A 22,549-nucleotide genomic window follows, 5' to 3' on the forward strand; every position below is an offset into this window, starting at 1 on the left:
GATCAGGACGACACATGAAACGTTTTTTCACATTCTCAGGCCTGATGGCTGGTTTTGCAGCGACAGCGGCCCAGGCACAGGACAATCTCGAAATCATTGGGCGTCCCGTGGATGGCAAAATGGGCTTTCAACCTGCCGTGACCGAGCTGGCGGAAGACCTGCAGTGGCTGGACGGCATGATTCTGGTGATCATCACCGCGATCACGCTCTTCGTGACGGCACTGATCCTCTGGGTGGCCATCCGCTACAATGCCAAGCGCAATGCGGAGCCTGCGTCCTTCACCCATAACACGCCGGTCGAGATCGCCTGGACGGTGATTCCGATCGTGATTCTGGTGTTCATCGGTGCGTTCTCCCTGCCGATCCTGTTCAAGCAGCAGGAGATTCCCGAAGCGGATATCACGATCAAGGTGACCGGATATCAGTGGTATTGGGACTATGAATATGTGGACGAGGGTTTCGAATTCTCCAGCTACATGATTGGTGCGCCTGCAACGGGGGGCACAAATCAGAAATCACCCGAGGTGATTGCGCAACTGGAAGCGGCCGGTTTCTCCGAAGAGGAGTTCCTGCTGGCCACCGATACCTCCGTCGTGGTGCCGGTCAACAAGACCATCGTGATGCAGGTCACAGGCGGCGACGTGATCCATGCCTGGACCATTCCCGCCTTTGGCGTAAAGCAGGATGCGGTGCCCGGACGTCTGGCGGAGCTGTGGTTCAAGGCGGAGCAGGAAGGCGTCTACTTTGGTCAGTGTTCAGAGCTGTGCGGTCTGAACCACGCCTATATGCCGATCACCGTGAAAGTCGTCTCGGACGAGGCCTATGCGGAGTGGCTGGCCGGAGCGAAAGAGGAATATGCCGGTATTCCGCAAACCCGCGTGATCGCGTCGAACTGATCTGGCACAGGTGGCCTGAAAGCCCACCCTACCTGCTGATGGCATAGAAGGCATATGAATGGCTGATGCGAGCTATACAACTCCAGCCGGAGAGTACGACACGCAACTGGGCGATTACTTCGCCCTGTTGAAGCCGCGTGTCATGTCGCTGGTGGTGTTCACGGCCCTTGTGGGGTTGCTGGCGGCGCCAGTGTCTGTTCATCCGGTGATTACCTTTTCCTCCATCCTGTTTGTGGCGATCGGAGCAGGGGCCTCTGGCGCGCTGAACATGTGGTGGGACGCGGATATTGACGCCGTCATGCGCCGCACCGCCAAGCGCCCGATCCCCTCGGGCCGGGTGCCAGCGGGCGAGGCGCTGTCGCTGGGTCTTGCGCTGTCCGGTCTGTCGGTGATGATGTTGGGGCTCTCGGCGAACCTGCTGGCCGCAGGGTTGCTGGCCTTCACCATTTTCTTCTACGCCGTCATCTATTCCATGTGGCTGAAACGCTCCACGCCGCAGAATATCGTGATTGGCGGCGCGGCCGGGGCCTTCCCGCCGGTGATCGGCTGGGTGATTGCCACGGGTAGTTTCTCGGTCGAGGCCTGGCTTATGTTCGCGCTGATCTTCATGTGGACGCCGCCGCATTTCTGGGCGCTGGCGCTCTTCATGAAATCGGACTACGACGATGCGGATGTGCCGATGCTGACGGTCACCCACGGGCGCCGTGCCACACGGGCGCATGTATTGGGGTATACGCTGCCGTTGGTCGTGCTGGCGGTTGGCACAGGGTTCACGGCCATTGGCGGGCCGCTCTACCTTGCCGCCGCCATTGTCCTGAATGCGCTGTTCCTCAAGGGGGCGTTCGACATCTGGCGCCGCGATGAAACGCAGGCCGAAGCCGACGCATACCGAGTGGAAAAGAAGTTCTTCCGCCTGTCGCTGTGGTACCTCTTTGCGCATTTCGGCATGATCCTGATCGAAGCCATGCTGCGCCCCTTTGGTATGGGAGGCTGGTGATCCATGGCCTTCAAGCCTGAGCATGAACTGCACACACGGCGTAAGGGCCGGAACATCGGCGTTGGCCTGATGCTGGCCGGTTTCGTCGTGCTGGTGCTGGCTCTAACCTTCACCAAGGTCACCAATGGCGACTTTGAACTGCCCAAGGCAGAGGAGTTGACCCAGTAATGGCGCTGTCAGGACCTGCAAAAACCGTTGCCCAGACCGTCAGTGTCGTGCTTGTCATGGGCGGGCTCGCCTGGGCCTCCGTCCCGTTCTACGACTGGTTCTGCCGGGTGACCGGATTTGGCGGTGTGACCGGCGTGTCCGATGTGGCACCGGATGACGTGTTGGACCAGACGATCAAAGTGCGCTTTGACGGCTCGCTGCACAGCGAAATGGCGTGGACCTTCAAGCCGGTCGAGCGTGAGATGGAAGTGCGCATCGGCGAGACCGGACTGGCCTTCTACGAGGCCTACAACCCGACGAACCGCCCGATTGCCGGATCCGCCAGCTACAATGTCACCCCCTATCAGGCGGGCGGCTTTTTCAACAAGATCCAGTGTTTCTGTTTCGAAGAGCAGATCCTGCAGCCCGGCGAACGAGTACAGATGCCGGTCACCTTTTATGTGGACCCGGAAATCGTCGATGATCGTGACGGTAAATATATACATACCATCACACTCTCCTATACATTCTACGAAATTGACCTGCCCGAAGGCTATGCTGCCGTGCAGGACATGGAACCAACCTCAGACACAAGTCTGAACTGACCAAGATAAGGCAAGCGACGTCATGGCCCATGAAAAGAACCACGATTACCACATTCTGAACCCCTCGATCTGGCCCCTGCTGGGGGCTGTCGCCGGGTTCTTCATGCTCTTTGGCGCCGTGTTGTGGATGAAGGGGATCACACCCTTCCTGTTCTGGGCCGGTTTCGTTGCCGTGCTTTACGTGATGTTCGGCTGGTGGTCCGAGGTCGTGGCCGAGAGCAAGATCGGCGATCACACTCCTGTGGTGCGGATCGGCCTGCGCTATGGCTTCATTCTTTTCATCATGTCCGAAGTGATGTTCTTTGCCGCGTGGTTCTGGGCCTTCTTCAAGGACGCCATCTACCCGATGAGCGCCTATGTCGGCACGGAATATGTCCGTCCGGAAATCTACCATGTGGATGCCTTTCACCTGCCGCTGATCAACACGCTGATCCTGCTGCTGTCCGGCTGCACGGTCACCTGGGCCCACCACGCGCTGGTGCATGGCGGGCCGCGCAAGGACGTGATCAACGGTCTGGCACTGTCAGTGGTGCTGGGCGTCGCCTTCACTTGCCTGCAGGCCTATGAGTACTCCTATCTGCTCTACAAGGGCTGGGAGTTCGGCAACGACACGTTCTTCTCGGCCTTCTTCATGGCCACCGGGTTTCACGGGGCGCATGTGATCATCGGGACGATCTTCCTCGCGGTCTGCCTGTTCCGCGCGATGAAGGGACATTTCACGCCGGAGAAACACGTGGGCTTCGAGGCCGCTGCCTGGTATTGGCACTTTGTGGACGTGGTCTGGCTGTTCCTCTTCTTTGCCGTTTATATCTGGGGTGTCGGGCAGATGCCCGGAGCGCATTAAGCGGTCTTACATGTCTTGAGAAAAAAGCGCGCGGCTCTCGCGCGCTTTTCCTTTGGGGTCCGAAGTACGCATGCGGCGACTGGTATTCTTTCTGATCTTCGGGCTGGGAGGGGCGGCGATCCTCATCGGCCTCGGCACCTGGCAGGTCCAGCGTCTGGCCTGGAAAGAGGGCATCATCGCCACCATAGATGAGCGCATTGCCGCGGATCCCGTGGCCTTGCCGACCGACCTGGATGTTGACCGGGACGCCTACCTGCCGGTGCAGGTCACCGGCGTTCTGGGGACGGATTACCTGCGCGTTCTCGTGTCGCAAAAACAGGTGGGCGCGGGCTACCGGATCATTCGTCCGATGATGCGGGACGCGGGCCGGATCATGATCGACATGGGGTTTATACCTGTCTCGGCAGCGGATGATCTGAGCGTTGAAGAAGGCCCGCCCGTCACCATCACCGGGAACCTGCAGTGGCCACAGGAAACCGATGGTTTCACGCCGGAACCCGATCTGGCGGAAAACATCTGGTTTGCCCGCGACGTGCCCGCCATGGCTGCGGCGCTTGGCACCGAACCGGTGCTTGTCGTGCGCCGCGATGCGCCGCAATCAGGCGGTCCCGTGACGCCAATGCCCGTAGACACATCGGCCATTCCAAACGATCACTTGCAATATGCGATCACATGGTTCTCGCTTTCGGCCATCTGGCTGGCGATGACCGCCATTTTCCTGCGCCGTCCGAAGGCGGCCAACAAAAGCTGAGACTATGCGCTATATTTCGACCCGCGGCACCGCGCCGGTTCTGAATTTCGAAGAGGCGATGCTGACCGGGCTGGCCCGTGACGGCGGGCTTTATGTGCCCGAGACAATCCCGCAGATGACCGGGGCCGAGATCGCGCGGCTGGAGGGCTTGAGCTATGAGGCGATTGCCTACCGGGTGATGCGGCCTTTCGTGGGTGATGTCTTCACGGACGACGAGTTCGAGGGGATCATCGACCGGGCCTATGCAGGCTTTGGTCATGCGGCGCGGGCTCCATTGGTGCAGCTTGATCAGGGGCATTTCCTGCTGGAGCTGTTCCACGGGCCGACGCTGGCCTTCAAGGACTTCGCCATGCAGCTGATTGGGCAGATGTTCCAGACCGCACTGGGCCGCAAGGGGGAGCGGGTGACCATCGTGGGCGCCACCTCCGGCGATACCGGCTCGGCGGCCATTGAGGCGTTCCGGGGTCTCGACAACGTGGATGTCTTCATCCTCTACCCGCATGGGCGCATCTCCGAGGTGCAGCGGCGGCAGATGACCACGCCAACGGAATCGAACGTGCATGCGCTGGCGATGGACGGTGATTTCGACGACTGCCAGGCACGGCTGAAGGACATGTTCAACGATTTCGCCTTCCGCGATGAGGTCAAACTGGCGGGTGTGAATTCGATCAACTGGGGCCGGGTGCTGGCGCAGGTTGTGTACTACTTCTCCTCTGCTGTTTCGGTCGGCGCGCCGCACCGCCCGGTCAGCTTCACCGTGCCCACGGGCAATTTCGGCGACATCTTCGCGGGCTACATCGCCAAGCGCATGGGGCTGCCCATCGACAAGCTGGTGGTCGCGACCAACCAGAACGACATTCTCGACCGCTGCCTCAAGGGGCAGGGGTACCACAAGGGTGAAACCGTGCCCTCGATCAGCCCGTCGATGGATATTCAGGTCTCCTCCAACTTCGAGCGCGCGCTGTTCGATGCCTATGACCGTGAGGGTCCAGCCATTGTGCAGCTGATGGAAGAGCTGAAGGCGGGCGGTTTCGAGGTCAGCCAGGGCGCGATGCAGGTGCTGCAATCGCACTACCTCTCGGGCCGCGCCTCCGAGGACGAGACATCGGCCACAATCGCATCCGTGCTGCAGGCAACCGGCGAGCTGCTCTGCCCGCATTCTGCCGTGGGTGTGAAGGTAGCGGAGGAGCAGCGCGTGACCGGGACGCCGATGATCACGCTGGCCACGGCGCATCCGGCGAAGTTTCCCGATGCGGTCGAAGAGGCATCGACGCAACGGCCCCCCTTGCCCCCGCGTATGGCAGACCTGTATGAACGCGCGGAACGGGTGAGCCGGGTGCCGAACGATCTGGCCGCGCTCACCGCGCACATCAAAGGGCACAGAGCTGCGTGACACTGAACCAACACCGCCTGCCAAACGGCTTCCGCATCGTAACCGAAGAAATGCCCGGCCTCGCCTCGGCCTCCATTGGCGTCTGGGTGACCGCAGGTGCGCGGCATGAAACGCCCGCCCAGAACGGCATTGCGCATTTTCTGGAGCATATGGCGTTCAAGGGCACCAAGCGGCGCACGGCGCTGCAGATCGCCGAGAGCATCGAAGACGTGGGCGGGTATATCAACGCCTATACCAGCCGCGAGGTCACGGCCTATTACGCGCGGGTGCTGCAGAATGACGTGCCGCTGGCGCTCGACGTGATCGCCGATATCCTGCTGAACCCGACGCTGGAAGAGGCAGAGATCGAGGTGGAGCGCGGCGTGATCCTGCAGGAGATCGGGCAGGCGCTGGATACGCCTGACGATGTGATCTTCGACTGGCTGCAGGAGCAGGCCTATCCGGATCATCCGATGGGCCGCACCATCCTCGGCCCGGCAGAGCGGGTCGCCAATTTCACCCGCGCGGACCTTCAGGGGTTCATCAAGCAGCACTATGGACCAGAGCAGATGATCCTCTCTGCAGCGGGTGCGGTGGATCATGAAGCCATCGTGAAGCTGGCCGAAGAGCTTTTTGGCGGCATGGAGGCGCGGCCCGTCTTTGACGCGGACGCAGCACGGTTCTTGGGCGGCGAGCGGCGCCAGCCGAAGGCGCTGGAGCAGGCGCATTTTGCGCTGGCCTTCGAGAGCCCCGGCTACCGGGATGACAGCATCTATACGGCGCAGATCTACGCCTCCGCCCTGGGCGGCGGCATGTCGAGCCGCCTGTTTCAGGAAATTCGCGAAAATCGCGGGCTGTGTTATTCGATCTTTGCGCAGGCGGGGGCCTATGCCGATACCGGCATGACCACGATCTATGCGGGCACCAGCGCGGCGCAGCTGCCGCAGCTGGCCGAGATCACCATTGATGAGATGAAACGCGCGGCCTCTGACATGTCCCCGGCCGAAGTCGCACGGGCGCGGGCACAGATGAAAGCGGGGCTGCTGATGGGCTTGGAGAGCCCGTCGAACCGGGCAGAGCGGCTGGCGCGGCTGGTGCAGATCTGGGACCGCGTGCCGCCGCTGGAAGAGACCGTGGCGATGATCGACGCGGTGACCACGGGCGATGTGCGCGAGTTTGCGCAAGACATGGCTTCTGCGGCCCCGGCGGCGCTGGCGCTTTACGGACCGGTTGAAGATGCCCCGAGCCTCGCGGCCTTGCAGGAGCGTCGGGCGGCGTGATGCTGCGCGGGTTTCGGAAACTCCGCATTGAAACGGAACGGATGACCCTGCGCCCGCCGATCCATTCGGATTTCCGGGCCTGGACCGCGCTGCGGGCGCAGAGCAAGGACTACCTGACCTCTTGGGAGCCCAGCTGGGCCAAGGACCATCTGACGCGCAAGGCCTTTACCAACCGGGTCTACTGGGCACAACGGTCGGTGTCGGGGGGCACGGCATTGCCGCTTTTCCTGATCCGGCGGCAGGATGATGCGCTGCTGGGGGCCATCACGCTCGATAATATTCGGCGCGGTCCCGCACAGGCGGGCACCCTGGGCTATTGGACAGGGGAGCCCTTTGCGCGGCAGGGGTATATGCGCGAGGCGATCACCGCATTGGTGCACCATGCCTTTACGCAGTTGGATCTCAGCCGGATCGAGGCGGCCTGCCTGCCGGAGAACGCCGCCTCGCGCGGATTGTTGGAAACCTCGGGGTTCAAATACGAAGGTGTGGCGCAGAGCTATCTGCAGATTGACGGGCGCTGGCGCACCCATGTGCTCTATGCCGCCCTGCGCAGCGACCGGCGCGGCAAGACGCAAGCGGGGTAGGATTCCCATTTGCGGCTTTTTGAAAAAGCCGCGTGCCTCCGGCGGGGATATTTTTGGCCAGAAGAAGGTGTTGGGGCGCAATTTTGGGCGAACGGCCTGTCGTATCGGCGGCGCGCCTGAAAACCCTTCGGTGAATCGGCAGATCGCGATAGGCTATCTGTGTGGGAGGTGGTCATGCTCATTCGGCTTTTTGCAGTTTTTGTTTTTTTGGCGCAGGTGGCGGTGGCGCAGGAGCGTACGCCGAGCCATTGCGTCGCCTTGGCCGAAGCGCCGGGTCTGGAGTATGTGGTGCCCGCGAGCCTGGGTGCGGTGGCCGAAGAGACGGTGCGCATTCATTATATTGCCCACGCAAGTTTTCTGATCCGCAGCCATGGCGGGCTGAACATGGTGACGGATTTCACCGGGTTTACCGGATCGGCCCCGATGATCCCGGATGTGGTGACGATGAACCATGCCCATGACACCCATTGGACCGCGCACCCGGATCCGGCGATCCCGCATGTGTTGCCGGGGTGGGGGCCGTTCGGAGAGGGGATCGAGCATCATCTTGATCTGGGTGAGGTGCTGATCCGCAATGTCTCCACCGATATCCGGTCGCAGTTTTCCGGGGTCGAGGAGAAGGGCAATTCGATCTTCGTCTTTGAACTGGCCGGCTTATGTGTTGGGCATCTGGGGCATCTGCATCACGAACCGGATGCGGCGCAATATGCGGCCCTCGGGCGGCTGGATGTGGTGATGGCGCCGGTGGACGGTGGGTATACGCTGGATCTGCCCACGATGATCCGGGTGCTGAAGCGGCTGAAGTCTTCTGTGGTGATCCCGATGCATTGGTTTTCGCTGTATGCGCTGGACGAATTCCTGACCGGCATGTCGGATGAATTTGCGGTGGTGGAGGTTGGTGGCCCCGCGCTTGACATCTCGCTGGACCGGTTGCCGGGGCGGCCCACGGTGATGGTTTTACGTCCGGCCCTTCTCAGCACACCCTGAGCCCCCTTGCATCGCGATCTTGCGCGGGGGATCAAGGGGCATGGATTTGAACTCTGCCGATTCCGCCTTCGAGACACGCCTGCGCCAGCAGTTGCCGGACGGAGTGATCAAAACAACCGAGCCGCGGCATCTGGAGGAGCCAAGGGGTCGCTACCATGGGCGCGAAACGCTTGTTGCCCTGCCGCGCTCAACCCAAGAGGTGGCGGCGATTGTGCGGTTGGCTGCCGATGCGCGTGTGGGCATTGTGGCCTATGCGGGGGGCACCGGGCTTGTGGGCGGGCAGATATCGCCGGACGGGCCGTTGCCGCTTATTCTGTCCTTGGAGCGGATGACGGAAATTCGCGCGGTTTATCCGGAGGAAAACGTGCTGATCTGCGATGCCGGTGCGGTGCTGGCCGATGTGCAGGCTGCGGCGGAAGAGGCGGGGCGGCTGTTTCCGCTGTCGCTTGCTTCCGAAGGATCGGCGCGGATCGGCGGAAACCTTGCGACCAATGCCGGGGGCACCGCGGTGCTGCGCTATGGGAATGCCCGCGATCTCTGTCTGGGGTTGGAAGCGGTGCTGCCCGACGGGCAAATCTGGCACGGGTTGAAGCGGTTGCGCAAGGACAACACCGGCTACGATCTGCGCAACCTGTTGATCGGGTCGGAAGGCACGCTGGGTGTGATTACGGCGGCAGCGTTGAAGCTGAGCCCACGCCCGGCGGCTATGGGAACGGCCATCTTTGTCGTGCCGTCACCGGCGGCGGCTTTGTCCCTTCTGGCACTGGCCCGATCGCAATTGGGCGAATTGGTGAGTGGCTTTGAATTGATCAACGGTCAGGGCCTGGCGTTTCTGGCGGAAACCCTGCCCGAGGTGCGCCAGCCTTTTGCTGCGCGGCCCGAGTGGTCGGTACTGATTGAGGTGGGGGTGGTCGCCGGTCTGGACCCTCAGGCGGCGTTGGCGGATCTGTTCGAGGTGGCCGCGTCAGAGGGGGTGGCTCTGGACGGGGTGATTGCGCAGAGCGCGCAGCAGTCGGACGCGTTCTGGTCCGTACGCGAACACATCCCGGAGGCCAACAAGCGCGTAGGGGCGATCATATCCAGCGATGTGTCGGTCCCCCTCGGCGCCATTCCGGAATTCATTGCCGAAGGCAGGGAGGTGATCGGAGGGGTAGGCACCTTCCGCATCAACTGCTTTGGCCACGTGGGAGACGGCAACCTGCACTACAACATCTTTCCCCTGCCGGGGCAGAAGGCGTCGGATCATGCCAATCAGCGCGCCGAATTGCAGCGGGTCGTGCACGATCTTGCGCATCGGCTTGGCGGGTCGGTCAGCGCCGAGCATGGCATTGGGCGACTGAAAGTGGAGGATCTGGAGCGTTATGGCGACCCGGCCAAACTCTCTGCGATGCGGGCGATCAAGGCCGCGCTCGATCCTTTGGGCATCATGAACCCCGGCGCGGTCCTCAAGAAGTGAGGCGCTGCCGCGCCGCACGATGTTTTTCAAATTCTTCCAGGATTTGGTTTTTGGCGCGGGCTTAGAGGCCGTCGAACGCACAGAGGGCATGGACATCCATGCCCATGGCTTCAAGCTTCTTGCGCCCCCCGAGTTCCGGCAGGTCGATGATGAAGGCGCAGGAGACGATTTCGCCACCCAACCGCTCCAGCAGCTTGATCCCGGCCTCTGCGGTGCCGCCGGTCGCCAGCAGGTCATCGACTACGAGCACTTTCTCCCCTGCCGTGATCGCGTCGTCGTGGATTTCGACAATCGCCTCGCCGTATTCCAGTTTGTAATCCTGACTGATCGTGGTGCCGGGCAGTTTGCCCTTTTTGCGGATCGGCACGAAGCCGACCGACAGCTGGTGCGCGATGGCCCCGCCGAGGATGAAACCGCGCGCTTCCAAGCCGACGACCTTGTCGATCTCAAGCCCCGCGTAGGGGTGCAGCATCTGGTCGATGGCCATGCGAAAGCCGCGCGGGTCGGCAAAGAGCGTGGTGACGTCACGAAACATGATCCCTTCGTGCGGGAAGTCGACGATGGTGCGAATGTAGTCCTGTACCGTTTTCATGGTGCTCTTCCTCAGGCTGCGCGACGGAGCGTGGCGGTCAGCACGCCCATGCCGATCAGTGTTGTGCCGCCCGCACGGGTGATCCAGGTCAGAACCGAGGGGCGACCGATGACGCGGCGCAGCCGGTCTGCCAGCAGCGCATAGGCCAGTGCGTTTACCGCGGCGAGCGTTACGAAAGTGGTAATCAGGAGCGCAAACTGCGGGAGTAATGGGGCCTCCGGGCGTAGGAACTGCGGGACGAAGGCGATGAAGAAGGCGATGGATTTCGGGTTGAGCGCGGTGACGGCGGCGGTGTGGCCAAAAACACCCTTTGCGTTGATCTCGAGGGTGGCCGGCGCCAGGCCCGCGCTGGGGGCGGAGCGGATCAGCTTGATCCCGAGCCAGACCAGATACACAGCCCCGACCCATTTCAGCAGGGTGAAGAGCGTGGCCGAGGCCAGGACCAGCGCCCCCAGTCCCGCGAGCGAAGCGCTCATGGCGATCAGATCGCCCATGGCAACACCTGCCGCAGAGGCGACGGCGACCGAGCGGCCTTTGGACAGGGCGTAGCTCAGAACCAGCAGGACGGTCGGGCCGGGGATCAGCAGCAAGGCGGTGGAGGCGGCGACAAATGTCAGCCAGAGATCAAGAGGCATTGTGTTTCCTTGGTTTTCGCGATGACACCCCGCCAGTTAAAGTGGTTTGAGCCACGCCACGTCAAGCGTCATGGTCGGGGGGGCGTCATTGAGGTGGGTAGTGTCGGCGCAGCGCCATGATGTCTTGCGGTTGCAGCCGGGTGACAGTGTTGTCGGAGAATTCTGCGAAAATGGAACGAGATGTGTACCAAGGGCTGGCGATGTCAGTCATCAAGCCGGTGGACTGGACGACCTCTTCGAGCATGATGGACTGCACTTCCTCCCACCTTGCATCGCGGGCAAAGAGGATGACGGCCCGCTGGATCTCATTCTTGCCGTTCCACCAGACCCAGAACATCGCGGCGGGCATTTCGTTGCCGTTCAACTCGGGCTCCGGAAAGCTCCGGATTGTGCTGCCGATCTTCTGATCCACCAGATAGATCGCGATGTCCGGTGTCTCGTCCGGGGCGGCCCGGCGCAGGTGCAGCCCGGTGCTGGCGGCGTTGACTTCGGTGATTGCTTGGAAAAGCGCGCGGCGGATCGGCGTGCGCAGAAGGCGCGGGTAATTTTGATGGATGGCGATGATGCCCAGGCTGAGGTCACTGGCTTTTTCTTCCGGCCACCGCACGCGGCTTTTGGCACATGGACCGCCAGGGGCGGCGGCACAGCTGACCAGATTGTAAAAGGCGTCATCACTCAGCGGTGCATCCGGCACGGAAATGTAGTCTTGCGCCCCCGCAGAGGCACCAAGCCAGAGCAGTACTGCACAGAGCCACCGGATCACAAAAGGCGACCGGCAACCGCATCCAGTTTCGCCATCAGGGCCGGATCGCGGACCTCGGGCGCGGTCAAAATCGCGTATTCCAATGCGCGGTCGCATCCGTGTGGGCAGGGCGCGCGCTCGGACCTGAGCAATGCGGGCAGGCGGCGCACCAACTCGCGGCCCTTGTCCGCGTTGCCCATCAGCGTGGCGATGATCTGGGTCACGTCCACCTCGCCGTGATCGGGGTGCCAGCTGTCGTAGTCGGTGATCATCGCGACAGAGGCATAGCAAAGCTCGGCCTCACGGGCGAGTTTCGCCTCGGGCATATTGGTCATGCCAATCACATCCGCGCCCCAGCTCTCGCGATACATCTTGGATTCGGCAAGTGTCGAGAATTGCGGCCCCTCCATGGCGAGGTAGGTGCCACCTTTGTGCACCGTAATGCCCGCGTCTTTCGCGGCGATGTCGCAGGCATCCGTCAGGCGCGGACAGGTCGGGTGGGCGACGGAGACATGGGCCACGCAGCCCGTGCCGAAGAAGGATTTCTCACGCGCGAACGTGCGGTCAATGAATTGATCGACAAGGACAAAGTCACCCGGCGCCATCTCTTCTCGGAACGAGCCACAGGCCGAGATTGAAATCACATCCGTGCAGCCCAACCGTTTCAGCGCGTCGATGTTCGCGCGGTAGGGCACGGTTGTCGGGCTGTGCACATGGCCACGCCCGTGGCGGGGGAGGAAGGCCATCTCGGTCCCGTCCAGCCTGCCCGTGAGAATCGCGTCCGACGGGGTACCCCAGGGGGTTTCCACGCGGGTCCAGCTGGCATCCTCCAGCCCATCGATGTCGTAGATGCCAGAGCCGCCAATCACGGCGATCTTGGGTGCGGTCATGGTATGCTCCGTTCTGTGTCCGGCTTGGATCGTGGCGGGAATAGGCGGTGAGATCAATGGGGTGGGCAGGTTGATTTTTCGTGAGCAGCACGTGCGTCAGTCCCGCCGGATGATGCCGGTCACGGCGGCGGCCGCAAGACCTGTTACAATCCAGCCCGTGGTGGCGCGACCCAACGCCACCACCACAGAAACGTTCCCCAAGCCCCGCGCGAGACCGATGGCGCCCAGGCATCGGTCTGGCCGAACGCGATGATCGGAATGGCAATGTCCGCACCATAGGCCAGCGCATTGAACGTCTCCCAGTCGCGGCCCGGCGCCACGTCGGGCCATTTCTGCTCCGGTGTCTCCGGGTCGGGGGACCATCCGGTCGGTATGACTTCACCGATCCAGACATGGGCGGGCGCCCCCTCAACAGCGTGATGCGCAAGCCACCCCGGTGACACCAGAACATGCGCGGAATTCGGGGTGATGCCGCCTGTCTGCCACGCCCGGTCGGCAAAAACGGCGCTGAGCGCGATCAAGGCAAACAGGATCATCACGCTGCGAAACGGGTGATAGCCATATCCCACCACCATGCGTGCCAGAAAGGACCACAGGATGACGTGGAAATTGATCTGCCGGAGGGGCACACCGTCTTCTGGTGTCCCGTTATTGAGATTAACTGCACTGAAAAAGCGGTGCCGCAGCAAACGCCGCTCCCGCTCGGCGAGGATATCGCGCGCATCGCCGTCCTGCCCCATCTCGCGGTAGACCTTGGCCAGCTGGGTATAGGGCTGGGGGTAGAACTCATGGCCCCAGGTGCTGCCCTTGGCGAGCCAGTCGAGCCGGTCAGAGAGCCGCGGAAACTCTGCATTCTCCATGCGCGAATAGATAAATCCGTCCAGAATGAGTTGGTCTTTTGGTGGCCAACTGTGCGGATCATCCGCCAGGGTGCCCACCTGTGCCGCGTTTAAATCGATCACGCCCTGGCCTGTTCTGACACCGCGAAAGAGGAAACCCTCCATCACCTGCGCGCCTTGGGCGTAGAGCGCGTGTTCCGAGGTCGCGTTGAATGTGGCGCCGTCGCAGTCAAGCTGCCCGCCGATGGTGGCGCTGTTGACCCTGACGGTTGCCTCTGCGGTTATGCTGCGCAGGAAGACGCTCCCCGTTACCTGCGCGCCTTGGGCGTTGAAGGCGTCACCGAAGGTTGCGTTGAATATGGCGTCGTCGCACTCAAGCTGCCCGCCGATGGTGGCGCCGGTTACACGGACAGTTGTCTCGGCGGTGACTTTGCGCAGGAAAATGTCGCCCTTTAGCTTTGCGCCTTGGGCGTTGAGCGCTGGAAACGCGCTGCCGTCCAGATTGAGAAGTTGCAATTTCGCCTGAAGCGCCGCAATTGGGTTGTCAAAACGGCACTGGATGAGCCCGGTGACGCCCTGTGCTTTTGCGAAGTTCAGGTCCAAGGCGCCGGTGACATGGGCGCCGTAGAGCACGATGCCCCAATCGGCGATGGGATGCGTTTTGCAACCACCGGTGATGAGATAGCGCAGGACATTGGCACGGATGTGGACCTGCGGGTTCGGCGTGCCTTTTGCGGGAACCGCATCGCCCAGATAACAGGGCTTCCCGGCCAGACAGGCACCGAGGAGCTTTTCTTCGGCGGGAGTAGGGCCATCGAGCAGGTCGTCAATGTCGGCGCGGGTGCGGATGAGGGGCATGAAAGGCTCAGGTGCTAAAATCGCATTAATTGCGGGCAGAGTAGCGGCGCATCGGGGTTTGTGAAGGGCTGACACGCGGGCGTTCATGAAATATTTACCATAACCGCGCAGGTCGGTGGGGTTTCCATTTGGATCGAAAGCGTCTAGGGAGCGCGCAAATCTACCGGCTCGGTTCGGTTTTTCACAAGATACGATTTAGGATATTGAGCATGGCGCGAACGACGTTCAGCAGCTTTACAAAGAATTTGGACGTGACCGACCTGCGCTGGATGCCGGAGGATGGGTTTTCGCCCGCCCGGCTGCGGATCGAGTTGCTCTCCGGTCTGACCGTGGCGCTGGCGCTGGTGCCCGAAGCGGTGGCCTTTGCCTTTGTCGCGGGGGTGCATCCGCTGGTGGGGCTTTATGCGGCGTTTCTGGTGGGCCTGATCACGGCGTTGATTGGGGGTCGTCCGGGCATGATTTCGGGGGCGACCGGCGCGCTGGCCGTGGTGATGGTGGCGCTGGTGGCTGAACACGGGGTCGAATATCTCTTTGCGACCGTTGTCCTGATGGGGCTTTTGCAGGTCTTTGCGGGCGTGATGCAGTGGGGCAAGTTCATCCGGCTGGTGCCGCATCCGGTGATGCTGGGCTTTGTGAACGGCTTGGCCATTGTTATTTTCCTGGCGCAGATGAGCCAGTTCAAGGTGCCGGGCACCATGGAGAACACCGGCCACGGCATGGGGGGCGGTGAATGGCTGAGCGGTCAGCCGCTGTTCCTGATGCTGACGCTGGTGGCGGCGACCATGGCGATCATCTGGGTCATGCCGCGGATCACGCGGGCAATCCCGGCGCCGCTGGCGGGCATCGGCATTGTTGCCGCCGTGGTGATCGGCTTTGGACTGGAGGTGCCGCGGGTGGGCGATCTGGCCTCCATCCAGGGTGGCCTGCCGAGCCTGCATATCCCGATGGTGCCGCTCAACTGGGAAACCTTCGAGATCATCCTGCCCTATGCGGTAATCCTGGCGGCCATCGGGTTGATCGAGAGCCTGCTGACGCTGAACCTTGTGGGCGACATGACCAACCAGCGCGGCGGGGCGAGCCAGGAGTGTATCGCACAGGGCGTGGCCAATACGGTCACCGGGTTCTTTGGCGGCATGGGCGGTTGTGCGATGATCGGTCAGTCGATGATCAACGTGAAATCGGGCGGGCGGACGCGGGTTGCGGGGATTGCGGCGGCGGTCTTTTTGCTGCTGTTCATTCTTGTGGGCTCGTCCATCATCGAGCTTATTCCACTGGCGGCCCTGGTCGGTGTGATGTTCATGGTGGTGATCGGGACCTTTGCCTGGAACAGCCTGACGATCCTGCGCAAGGTACCCTTTACGGATGCTTTCGTGATCCTGCTCGTGACGGTTGTCACGGTGATGGAAGACCTTGCGGTCGCCGTTGTCGTGGGCGTGATCGTGAGCGCGCTGGCCTACGCCTGGAACAACGCGCGGCGTATCTATGCTACCACGCGGGAGTCGCATACTGAGAAGGGCGCTAAGGTCTATGAGATCAATGGGCCGCTGTTCTTTGGGTCATCGGACGGGTTCATGGAGCTTTTTGACGTGGCGAATGATCCGGATACGGTGATCGTGGACTTTGCCGAGAGCCGCGTGGTCGATCAGTCGGCGCTGCAGGCCATTGAGGCTTTGGCCGCGAAATATGAAGCAGCGGGCAAGACCTTGATGCTGCGTCATCTGAGCCGGGATTGTCACAAGCTTTTGCAGAAGGCCGGGCAGTTGATGGTCGACAGCGACGACGACCCCGACTACGCGCTGGCGGTGGACTATTCGGTGCGGACCGGGATGTTGGGCGGACACTGACGTTTGACGGCGCTGTTGGCCTGCGGCCAAGGCGCCCCGCCCACCGTCCCGCTTGGGCATCGGTGGGCAGACGCGGGCGGGCAGACCGCAGGTTTGCTTTGCAAACCCACTTGTCTGCATCGTTGCTCCTGCGGAGCGACGGGGTCAGTAGATTTTGAAGTTTGCCACGAAGGGCAGATGGTCGGAGACGCTTTTGCGGAAGGCTTCGCGCCCCAAGTTCATGGTCCAGTGCATCGGGAAAAGCCGCAAACTGCCTTTGATGTAATCCGTGGAGAAATTGCGGCTGACGGCAAACCCGTCCAGCAGGTTGGCGCGTCCTTTTTCGAGGATATGTGAGAACCGGTCCTGCAGATCCCAGGAGGACACGAAGTCCATCACATCATCCCCGCCGAGGAAGTGGAAGTTCGACACGTCCTGCCCGGGGATCATGTTGAAATCCCCCATCAGGAAGATCGCGCGTCGCTTCAACCCCGGCGTCTGGTGGATCTGTGAGATATAGTCACCGATCACCTTGCATTGAGTGTCGCGCACTTTCTGCTGCGGCTTGTTGCGCCCGGATTTCAGATGCACGCCGATGACAATGGCTTTGAGCTTGGCGATCTTGATATCGACGGCAAAAGCCTGGCGCCCGCCTGTATAGTCGCCTTCCGAGCCTTCGATGAAACGTGGATTGGTGACCTCTATGCCGGGCTTGTGCAGAAACCCGATGTGAATGTTACCGCTCTTCTGTGGCAGGAGGGTGTGGTTGTACTCGACGCCGTAGGTCTTCAGCTTCTGAACCAGCGTTTCGATGTAACTGGCCGGTGATACCTCTACCAGGGTGACAAATTCGGCATCCAGCAAGGCCAGACCCTCTGCCTGTTTCTCTGCCTTCTTGGAACGGGCGGAGATCCCCACGGGACGCCCTGGCAAGGAGTAACCGGCGAGGTTCCAGACGGCTGCGCGAATAATCGAATGATTGAAATTGGTCATAATACCTCTCACTTCTTGCACCGGCGGTCGAAGGACAGGCCGCCATGCATCTATGGGTTGCACCATAGCACAAGATGGAGAAGGCGTTGCTGTTACTGCGTCAGGCGCCTACATGCCGGGGCGCACCAGCTCAAAAAGCTCCGTCACGCGGGCGTAGTCGTGATAACCCAGACGGCTGAGCGGCTGGAAACTGGTGACGTCGAAACGCCCGTCCACGATGGTGTCGTTGCGGATATGAACGCCCACCACCTCACCAAAAACCACGAAGTTGGTCTCACCCTCGACCTTGATGATCTGGGTCATCCGGCATTCGAGCGCGGCAGGCGCACCGGTCACGCGGGCGCAGTCGATCTCGGTACATTCCGTCGGGGTGATGCCTGCCGCGTCGAATTCATCCTGATCCTTTGCCAGCGGGGCGGAGGAGGCATTCATCACATCACGCATCCCGTATTCGACGATGTTCACGCAGAAGGTGCCGGTTTCGCGGATATTCGCCACGGAATCCTTGGTGTCGCCCCGGTCGGGTTTGCTGCTGGTGGAGGCGAACATCACCTGGGGCGGCACATAGGCCACGGCGTTGAAAAAGGAGTAGGGGGCCAGATTGTTGCGCCCCTGCACATCGCGCGTTGAAATCCAGCCAATAGGGCGCGGGCTGACGATGGCGTTGAAGGGGTTATGCGGCAGACCATGGCCATCGGCGGGGCGGTAGAACATCGGAAACTCCTGATCGTTTGCAGCCGGTGTAACGCATGTGCTACGGGCGGGCTACCTGAAACCCAAGCCGGGGCAACGCGCCTGCCGTGTACGAACTGAAAGTAGAAACCGCGCAGGATGTGCATGAGGTCGAAGCGCTTTTCGATCTGTGTTTTGCGCCCGGACGCGAGGCGCTGTCGTCCTACCGGTTGCGCGATGACGTGGCCCCCGTGGCAGGCCTCAATCAGGTTGCGCGGGATGTGGATGGTATCCTGGCAGGCGCAATCCGCTACTGGCCCGTTCTGGCCGGAGGGGCGGTGTCTCTTTTGCTGGGTCCGATCGCCGTGCACCCCACGCGGCAGGGCGAGGGACTGGCCGGTGAGTTGATCCGCAGCTCTCTGGCGCTTGCGGCGCGCGACGGTTGGGCGCGGGTGATGTTGGTTGGCGACGCGCCTTACTACGCGCGGTTCGGCTTTGAAAAGCTGAGCGGTGTTGTCATGCCGCCCCCCACCAATCCGGACCGTGTGTTGGGACAACCCCTGGTGCCCGGCGCGTGGAAGGGCATCGCCGGAACGGTCCAGCGGTACCCGTCCGACGGTTCGGGGCCCGATTGAAAACGGCACATCTCTCCCCATTTGTGAAAGAGGAGAGATTTTATGGATGATATTTCACAGATCGTACCGGTGGATGTGGACGCGCAGTTGGATGCGCTGGCGCGGCGCTACAAACGTGCCAGCGGCGGGGCGGTCGATCTATTGAACATCATCGGCGGGCGTGCCGAAGGGTTGCTGGACCGATTGCCCAACGCGGCCCAGTCCGGGCTGCAGGAGGCAACGCGCCGGGCGCTGGAGCAGGCCATGAAGGTGGCGCACAGCAGCCGCGATGTGGTGCCGGATCAGAAAGGCTGGCTCAACACCGTGGTGGGCACGGCCATGGGGGCGGCCGGCGGGGTCGGGGGGCTGCCCACGGCGCTCGCAGAACTGCCGGTGACCACAACCCTTCTGCTGCGGATCATTCAAGGGGTCGCCGTCGAACACGGGTTCGATCCATCGTCGGAAAGCGTGCAATTCGACTGCATCGAGGTGTTTGCCGCTGCCGGACCCTTGGCAGAGGATGACGGTGCCGATCTTGGGTTTCTCTCTGCGCGGGTGACGCTGACCGGTCCTGCGTTGCAAGGTATCATCTCGCGTGTGGCCCCAAGGCTGGCCACGGTTCTGGGCCAGAAGCTGGCCGCGCAGACCGTGCCGGTATTGGGGGCGGTGGCCGGGGCCGCGACAAATTACGCCTATACGACCTACTACCAGGAAATGGCCCATGTCCATTTCGGTCTGCGAAAACTGTCGATAGACGCGGATGTGCCCATTGAGGAATTGGTGGCCAGATTGCGCGTGCGCATGGCCTCGCGGGATTTGCGCTGATTCAAGATTGTCACAGGGCCCGATCTGTTTTGCCGCGCAGGCCTTGATTTGTTGGCAAACCGCCCATCCTCGGGCATATTTGAAGATATTCAGCGACGCATTCCGCGCCGGTTTTTCCAGAGTTCTTGTGATCTCACTATGATAAAACAACTGCCAATATCGCTGTCAGGCGCAGGCAAGCGGGACGTGCGGACGCAGTTTGCAGCATTGTGCTACCGGGTTCAGAAAGGCAAGATCCGCGTGCTGATGATCACCTCACGCGGCTCGAAACGCTGGATCGTGCCAAAGGGGTGGCCCATGGATGGCCTCACCCCCGCAGGCTCCGCCGTGCAGGAGGCCTGGGAAGAGGCCGGGGTCCGCGGGGCATCCGACGGGCGCTGTCTAGGCATCTTTTCCTACAGCAAGGATGCAGAGGATCTGGGCGCGCTGCCCTGCCTGGCCATGGTCTATGCCGTGGAGGTCGAAACGCTGGCCGATGACTACCCCGAAGCCGGCCAGCGGGAGCGCGCGTGGATGTCGCGTAAGAAAGCGGCGCGCCTTGTGGACGAACCCGAACTGGCGCGCATTCTGCGCGACTTCGATCCACGTGCCTCGGCCAGATCTTCTTGACGACAGGTGGTCTCTGCCCCATGTCATAAAGACTTGGTAACGGCTTTGGAGTATTCTGCGCGCCATGATTCAATATGCGCTGAAATGTGATCAGGGGCATGATTTCGACAGCTGGTTTCAGTCGGCGTCGGCCTTTGACAAGCTGCAGGCGGCAGGACATGTGGCCTGCGCCGTGTGCGGATCGGAGACCGTGGACAAGGCGGTGATGGCCCCGCGTGTTGCGCTCTCGGCAGAGGATGCACCAGAAAAGCCTTTGCGCACGTCGAAGACGGAGCAGGAAAAGGCGCTGACCGAACTGCGACGGCATGTTGAAGATAACGCGGATTACGTTGGGCCGCGTTTTGCGGAAGAGGCGCGGTCGATGTACCTGGGCGCCACGCCGGAACGGGCGATCTATGGCGAGGCGAACGGCGCCGAGGCCAAAAAGCTGATAGAGGATGGTATCCCGGTGGCACCGCTGCCGTTTTTGCCCAACCGAAAGGCCAATTGAAATCATGACCATTGTCATCACCGGTGCGAACCGCGGGATTGGCGCGGGGCTGGCTGCCGCCTATCGCGCGCGCGGTGAGCAGGTGATCGGCACGGCGCGGGACGGAGAGCACCCGTTGGAGGTCACCGATCCGGCAAGCCATGCAGCCCTTGCCGCCCGTCTGGACGGGCAGGCGGTCGACCTGTTGGTCTGTAACGCCGGTGTCTATCTGGACAAGGGTCAGATGCTGGAGGATGGCTACCCGCTCGAACAATGGGCGCAGACCTTTGCCGTCAACGTGACCGGTGTCTTTCTGACGGTACAGTCGCTGCTGCCAAATCTGCGTCTGTCAACGGCGGGGCGGATCGCGATCATCTCGTCGCAAATGGCATCGTCAGAACGCGCGCCGGGCGGCAGCTACATCTACAGATCCTCCAAGGCGGCAGCCCTGAACCTGGGGCGCAATCTGGCCAGTGACCTGATGCCCGAAGGCATTGCGGTGGGTATCTATCACCCGGGCTGGGTGCAGACCGACATGGGCACATCTGCAGCGGAAATCACCGTCGATGAAGCCGTGAACGGGTTGGTTGCCCGTTTCGACGCGCTTGACGTGACCCGCACCGGTGTCTTTGAAACCTGGGATGGGCGTCCCCACGCCTTCTGAAATCCCGCGACACGATTGCGTGCAATAAGCCCCTGAACGGCTTGTGGTTCCCTGCGCCACAGCGTAAACCCGCCGCGATTAATGCAAGGGGCGCATCATGCCTGTTCTGGTGATGAAATTCGGTGGCACCTCCGTGGCCACGCTGGACCGTATCCGGCGCGCGGCCAAGCGCGTTGGCGTCGAAGTGGCCAAGGGCTACGATGTGATCGTCATCGTGTCGGCCATGTCGGGCAAGACCAATGAGCTTGTGGGCTGGGTGAACGAGACATCGCCGCTCTATGATGCGCGCGAATATGATGCGGTGGTGTCTTCCGGCGAAAACGTGACCGCCGGGTTGATGGCGCTGACCCTGCAGGAAATGGACGTGCCTGCCCGCAGCTGGCAGGGCTGGCAGGTGCCGGTGAAAACCACCTCTGCCCATTCCGCCGCGCGTATCGAGGAAATTCCCCCGGACAATATCATGGCGAAGTTCGACGAGGGCATGAAGGTCGCCATTGTCGCCGGGTTTCAGGGGGTGAGCCCCGAGGGGCGGATCACCACGCTTGGACGGGGCGGGTCCGATACGACAGCCGTGGCCTTCGCTGCGGCTTTCGAGGCGGAGCGCTGTGACATCTATACGGATGTGGATGGTGTCTACACCACCGACCCGCGGGTCAGCCCCAAGGCGCGCAAACTGGAAAAGATCGCCTTTGAAGAGATGCTGGAACTCGCGTCGCTGGGGGCTAAGGTCCTGCAGACGAGGTCTGTGGAACTCGCGATGCGCTACAAGGTACGGCTGCGCGTGCTCAGCAGTTTTGAAGAACAATCGGATAACGCGGGGACGCTGGTCTGCGACGAGGAGGATATCATGGAAAGCAATGTGGTGGCGGGCGTGGCCTTTTCACGCGATGAAGCAAAGATGACCCTTGTCAGCGTGGCCGACCGCCCGGGCATCGCGGCCAGTATCTTCACGGCCCTGAGTGACGGCGGCGTGAATGTCGACATGATCGTTCAGAACATCTCCGAGGAAGGGCGCACGGATATGACCTGGTCCTGCCCGACCGATCAGGTCGCGCGGGCGGAGAAAGCCGTGGCGGACGCCAAAGCCGATGGCGTGATCAACTTTCATGAAGTCATCGCCGACACGGATGTGGCCAAGGTTTCCGTCGTGGGGATCGGCATGCGGTCCCACACCGGCGTTGCCGCGAAAATGTTCCAGGTGCTGAGTGCCGAAGGCATCAACATCAAGGTCATTACGACGTCGGAGATCAAGATTTCGGTGCTGATCGACAGGAAATACATGGAACTCGCCGTTCAGGCGCTGCATGATGCCTTCGAGCTGGAAAAAGCCGCCTGATCCGCGTTGACTGCGGACGGGTGCTCGAAGACGTGGGAGGATCGCACGCGTGGCAGAACGTCTGGAAAC

At 61.8% G+C, this 22,549-nt stretch carries 25 protein-coding genes; 18 read left to right on the plus strand and 7 right to left on the minus strand.

The window, feature by feature from the left end; translation table 11 throughout:
• Positions 1-14: 14 nt before the first annotated feature.
• From coxB to ISX84_RS01850, 11 genes are all read left to right on the plus strand, one after another.
• Positions 15-896 (plus strand): cytochrome c oxidase subunit II, encoded by an 882-nt coding sequence (coxB, locus tag ISX84_RS01800; RefSeq protein WP_195818607.1) that lies wholly within the window; start codon positions 15-17, stop codon positions 894-896.
• A gap of 58 nt (positions 897-954) precedes the next feature.
• Complete coding sequence (cyoE, locus tag ISX84_RS01805; RefSeq protein WP_195818608.1) at positions 955-1,893, plus strand: heme o synthase; 939 nt, start codon at positions 955-957, stop codon at positions 1,891-1,893.
• A 3-nt stretch (positions 1,894-1,896) separates the two neighbouring features.
• Positions 1,897-2,061, plus strand: a complete 165-nt coding sequence (locus ISX84_RS01810) for a cytochrome C oxidase assembly protein (RefSeq protein ID WP_195818609.1) — start codon at positions 1,897-1,899, stop codon at positions 2,059-2,061.
• On the plus strand, positions 2,061-2,645 hold the full coding sequence (locus ISX84_RS01815) for a cytochrome c oxidase assembly protein (RefSeq protein ID WP_195818610.1): 585 nt from the start codon (positions 2,061-2,063) through the stop codon (positions 2,643-2,645). Before ISX84_RS01810 ends, ISX84_RS01815 begins: the two co-directional genes overlap by 1 nt.
• Positions 2,646-2,667: 22 nt before the next feature.
• Positions 2,668-3,489 carry a cytochrome c oxidase subunit 3 gene (locus ISX84_RS01820; protein WP_195818611.1) on the plus strand — a complete coding sequence of 274 codons (822 nt, stop codon included), beginning with the start codon at positions 2,668-2,670 and terminating at the stop codon, positions 3,487-3,489.
• A 70-nt stretch (positions 3,490-3,559) separates the two neighbouring features.
• The gene (locus ISX84_RS01825; protein ID WP_195818612.1) at positions 3,560-4,240 is read left to right on the plus strand and encodes an SURF1 family protein; all 681 of its coding nucleotides are present in this window, start codon (positions 3,560-3,562) and stop codon (positions 4,238-4,240) included.
• Positions 4,241-4,244: 4 nt separating this feature from the next.
• Entirely contained in the window at positions 4,245-5,633 is a 1,389-nt protein-coding gene (thrC, locus tag ISX84_RS01830) for a threonine synthase (protein WP_195818613.1), read from the plus strand.
• The gene (locus ISX84_RS01835; RefSeq protein WP_195818614.1) at positions 5,630-6,892 is read left to right on the plus strand and encodes a M16 family metallopeptidase; all 1,263 of its coding nucleotides are present in this window, start codon (positions 5,630-5,632) and stop codon (positions 6,890-6,892) included. The genes thrC and ISX84_RS01835 overlap by 4 nt, the downstream gene beginning before the upstream one ends.
• A complete protein-coding gene (locus tag ISX84_RS01840; RefSeq protein WP_195818615.1) occupies positions 6,892-7,476 on the plus strand; it encodes a GNAT family N-acetyltransferase in 585 nt (194 codons plus the stop codon). The genes ISX84_RS01835 and ISX84_RS01840 overlap by 1 nt, the downstream gene beginning before the upstream one ends.
• Before the next feature lie 174 nt (positions 7,477-7,650).
• Complete coding sequence (locus ISX84_RS01845; protein WP_195818616.1) at positions 7,651-8,463, plus strand: MBL fold metallo-hydrolase; 813 nt, start codon at positions 7,651-7,653, stop codon at positions 8,461-8,463.
• A gap of 40 nt (positions 8,464-8,503) precedes the next feature.
• A complete protein-coding gene (locus ISX84_RS01850) occupies positions 8,504-9,919 on the plus strand; it encodes an FAD-binding oxidoreductase (protein WP_195818617.1) in 1,416 nt (471 codons plus the stop codon).
• A gap of 61 nt (positions 9,920-9,980) precedes the next feature.
• Here ISX84_RS01850 and ISX84_RS01855 read toward each other — a convergent pair whose 3' ends face one another.
• From ISX84_RS01855 to ISX84_RS01875, 5 genes are all read right to left on the minus strand, one after another.
• Positions 9,981-10,511: an adenine phosphoribosyltransferase gene (locus tag ISX84_RS01855; protein ID WP_195818618.1), complete on the minus strand. Its 531-nt coding sequence runs from the start codon at positions 10,509-10,511 to the stop codon at positions 9,981-9,983.
• Between the two features lie 11 nt (positions 10,512-10,522).
• Entirely contained in the window at positions 10,523-11,146 is a 624-nt protein-coding gene (locus ISX84_RS01860; RefSeq protein WP_195818619.1) for a LysE family translocator, read from the minus strand.
• Between the two features lie 85 nt (positions 11,147-11,231).
• The gene (locus ISX84_RS01865) at positions 11,232-11,909 is read right to left on the minus strand and encodes a DUF2927 domain-containing protein (protein ID WP_195818620.1); all 678 of its coding nucleotides are present in this window, start codon (positions 11,907-11,909) and stop codon (positions 11,232-11,234) included.
• The gene (locus ISX84_RS01870; protein ID WP_195818621.1) at positions 11,906-12,778 is read right to left on the minus strand and encodes an S-methyl-5'-thioadenosine phosphorylase; all 873 of its coding nucleotides are present in this window, start codon (positions 12,776-12,778) and stop codon (positions 11,906-11,908) included. Before ISX84_RS01870 ends, ISX84_RS01865 begins: the two co-directional genes overlap by 4 nt.
• Before the next feature lie 143 nt (positions 12,779-12,921).
• Positions 12,922-14,475 carry a hypothetical protein gene (locus ISX84_RS01875; protein WP_195818622.1) on the minus strand — a complete coding sequence of 518 codons (1,554 nt, stop codon included), beginning with the start codon at positions 14,473-14,475 and terminating at the stop codon, positions 12,922-12,924.
• A 209-nt stretch (positions 14,476-14,684) separates the two neighbouring features.
• Between ISX84_RS01875 and ISX84_RS01880 the strand changes: the two genes are divergently transcribed.
• Positions 14,685-16,319, plus strand: coding sequence for a SulP family inorganic anion transporter (locus ISX84_RS01880; protein ID WP_195818623.1), 1,635 nt, complete (start codon positions 14,685-14,687; stop codon positions 16,317-16,319).
• A gap of 144 nt (positions 16,320-16,463) precedes the next feature.
• Here the strand turns inward: ISX84_RS01880 and ISX84_RS01885 are convergent, their stop codons facing one another.
• Together ISX84_RS01885 and ISX84_RS01890 are read right to left on the minus strand one after the other, a co-directional pair.
• Positions 16,464-17,291, minus strand: coding sequence for an endonuclease/exonuclease/phosphatase family protein (locus tag ISX84_RS01885; RefSeq protein ID WP_195818624.1), 828 nt, complete (start codon positions 17,289-17,291; stop codon positions 16,464-16,466).
• 108 nt (positions 17,292-17,399) lie between these two features.
• The gene (locus ISX84_RS01890; RefSeq protein ID WP_195818625.1) at positions 17,400-18,005 is read right to left on the minus strand and encodes a flavin reductase family protein; all 606 of its coding nucleotides are present in this window, start codon (positions 18,003-18,005) and stop codon (positions 17,400-17,402) included.
• Positions 18,006-18,091: 86 nt separating this feature from the next.
• Here ISX84_RS01890 and ISX84_RS01895 point away from each other — a divergent pair, with 86 nt between their 5' ends.
• From ISX84_RS01895 to ISX84_RS01920, 6 genes are all read left to right on the plus strand, one after another.
• Entirely contained in the window at positions 18,092-18,598 is a 507-nt protein-coding gene (locus ISX84_RS01895) for a GNAT family N-acetyltransferase (RefSeq protein WP_195818626.1), read from the plus strand.
• Positions 18,599-18,640: 42 nt separating this feature from the next.
• Complete coding sequence (locus ISX84_RS01900; protein ID WP_195818627.1) at positions 18,641-19,402, plus strand: EcsC family protein; 762 nt, start codon at positions 18,641-18,643, stop codon at positions 19,400-19,402.
• Between the two features lie 138 nt (positions 19,403-19,540).
• Positions 19,541-20,011, plus strand: coding sequence for an NUDIX hydrolase (locus ISX84_RS01905; protein WP_195818628.1), 471 nt, complete (start codon positions 19,541-19,543; stop codon positions 20,009-20,011).
• A 64-nt stretch (positions 20,012-20,075) separates the two neighbouring features.
• The gene (locus tag ISX84_RS01910; protein WP_195818629.1) at positions 20,076-20,501 is read left to right on the plus strand and encodes a DUF1178 family protein; all 426 of its coding nucleotides are present in this window, start codon (positions 20,076-20,078) and stop codon (positions 20,499-20,501) included.
• A gap of 4 nt (positions 20,502-20,505) precedes the next feature.
• The gene (locus ISX84_RS01915) at positions 20,506-21,144 is read left to right on the plus strand and encodes an SDR family oxidoreductase (RefSeq protein WP_195818630.1); all 639 of its coding nucleotides are present in this window, start codon (positions 20,506-20,508) and stop codon (positions 21,142-21,144) included.
• A 97-nt stretch (positions 21,145-21,241) separates the two neighbouring features.
• Positions 21,242-22,480 carry an aspartate kinase gene (locus tag ISX84_RS01920; RefSeq protein ID WP_195818631.1) on the plus strand — a complete coding sequence of 413 codons (1,239 nt, stop codon included), beginning with the start codon at positions 21,242-21,244 and terminating at the stop codon, positions 22,478-22,480.
• Positions 22,481-22,549 lie beyond the last annotated feature (69 nt).

Origin of the sequence: Roseobacter sp. MH60115, from assembly GCF_015644665.1 — a bacterium.
Taxonomy (GTDB): Bacteria; Pseudomonadota; Alphaproteobacteria; order Rhodobacterales; family Rhodobacteraceae; genus Roseobacter.